Origin of the sequence: Acinetobacter uliginosus, assembly GCF_044130295.1 — a bacterium.
Taxonomy (GTDB): Bacteria; Pseudomonadota; Gammaproteobacteria; order Pseudomonadales; family Moraxellaceae; genus Acinetobacter.
This window is the reverse complement of the sequence record NZ_JBIQOC010000184.1, coordinates 1-1,452: the sequence shown is the minus strand read 5'-3', so window position 1 is coordinate 1,452 and position 1,452 is coordinate 1. Positions and strand designations below refer to the sequence as shown.

Below are 1,452 nucleotides of genomic sequence, written 5' to 3'. Positions count from 1 at the left end.
GTGCCATTTCACTGATATAGCAGCCGTTCTGGGCAAGGCAGCCGCTGATGGCGGCAACGATGCCGGATGCAGCCGGGCAACGGATTTTTAGAATATATTGGGCTGGAGCGTTCTGGGGCATAGGGGTGCTTCCTATAAATTCTCAATCTTTAAAATGAGTTTCTATGCGATGTTTAATTTTCTCTTTAGGAAAATTATTTTCTCTGTGAGAATTTATATAGGATTTTTTTTCAGCCGTCTACGGCTTTAGGAAAGTTTTTTTATTTTTAGGAAAGTTTTTTAAATTATTGATTTTTATTAATATGTGCGAAAGCACCAGCAGGAAATTAATCTCCTGCTGGCTAGATTTGGCTTAACATAAAACCTCTACCCGATGAAACTGCTTCAGCTGTAACAATGCCTGAAAAGGCTGGGCAGACTGCATCAAATGATTCATCTGTTCATGAAACTGCTGAACCAGACCCTGATTGCATCGAATCAGCCAGCCTTTCATAAACTTTTTGTTCATATTCAGCATATACACCTCACAGGTGGTCGGTGTTAATAAGCGAATTTTCTTAATCACAAAGTGTTCCGGATAGCTCATCGCATTCTCCTTTTACAAAATTCAATTGATAAAAAGCAAATACCGCGCCAAGTTTGCCAATAACCGATTTGGCCTGTTTGATGCCGGCTAAATCCGGTATTTATTCCTGATATGAATATTTTATGCATTAAAACTGCGCATCTGCTTGATGGCCTGCACCAAATTGCAGATCAGGAGAGCTCGGATAATTTCATCAATAGCAGTCCAGCCGTAATCAAAACGGCGGCTAAAATACGCATCAAGGTGGCCTGCTCGCCCAAGATCAAGATGCCCAGCAAAAATGCCCCGACCACACCTATGCCCGACCAAATGGTATAAGCCGTGCCTAGGGGCAGCGTACGCATGGCATAGCTCAACAGCAGAAAGCTTAAAATTACAAAAACCACTGTCATGAGGGTGGGGATCGGTTTGCTAAAACCGGCTGAAAGTTTCATGGAATAGGCCCAGATAATCTCAAAAATACCGGCCAGAACTAAAACTATCCATGCCATCTGTATTGACTCCCTGAATTAAGTTTTATGCCGGATCAGCTCAGCATACGGCTGATTTTAATACTGCGATGGCTGGCCAATTTTACCTATACCTCTAAAGGCATACTCATAAAAAGTAGCTGAATTTAAACAAGAAATATGGACAACGGCGTGTGTTTTTATATAAATTTTTACAAGAAATTAAATTTACTCTTAAGAATATCCATCTTGAGCACCTGAGTTTTGACTGCCTTAAATACCGGAGCAAATCGACCATGACGCAGCACACTTCAGCCCAATATATTCTAAAAATCCGTTGCCCGGCTGCATCCGGCATCGTTGCCGCCATCAGCGGCTGCCTTGCCCAGAACGGCTGCTATATCAGTGAAATGGCAC

At 42.3% G+C, this 1,452-nt stretch carries 4 protein-coding genes; 1 reads left to right on the top strand and 3 read right to left on the bottom strand.

Going from position 1 to position 1,452, the window contains the following annotated elements; translation table 11 throughout:
* From ACE01T_RS17610 to ACE01T_RS17600, 3 genes are all read right to left on the bottom strand, one after another.
* A partial coding sequence (locus ACE01T_RS17610) for an ACT domain-containing protein (protein ID WP_489752756.1) occupies positions 1-121 on the bottom strand: 121 nt, incomplete at its 3' end.
* Positions 122-352: 231 nt separating this feature from the next.
* Positions 353-586, bottom strand: a complete 234-nt coding sequence (locus ACE01T_RS17605) for a hypothetical protein (RefSeq protein ID WP_004704298.1) — start codon at positions 584-586, stop codon at positions 353-355.
* Positions 587-756: 170 nt separating this feature from the next.
* Positions 757-1,077, bottom strand: coding sequence for a DMT family transporter (locus tag ACE01T_RS17600; protein WP_004704299.1), 321 nt, complete (start codon positions 1,075-1,077; stop codon positions 757-759).
* 254 nt (positions 1,078-1,331) lie between these two features.
* Here ACE01T_RS17600 and ACE01T_RS17595 point away from each other — a divergent pair.
* Positions 1,332-1,452: ACT domain-containing protein (locus tag ACE01T_RS17595; RefSeq protein ID WP_489752755.1), on the top strand; the 121-nt coding region annotated here is incomplete at its 3' end.

Bases quoted from the DNA above. Each gene is read 5' to 3' on its own strand.
- ACE01T_RS17605 (WP_004704298.1), bottom strand. From the start codon at position 586: ATGAGCTATCCGGAACACTTTGTGATTAAGAAAATTCGCTTATTAACA.
- ACE01T_RS17600 (WP_004704299.1), bottom strand. From the start codon at position 1,077: ATGGCATGGATAGTTTTAGTTCTGGCCGGTATTTTTGAGATTATCTGG.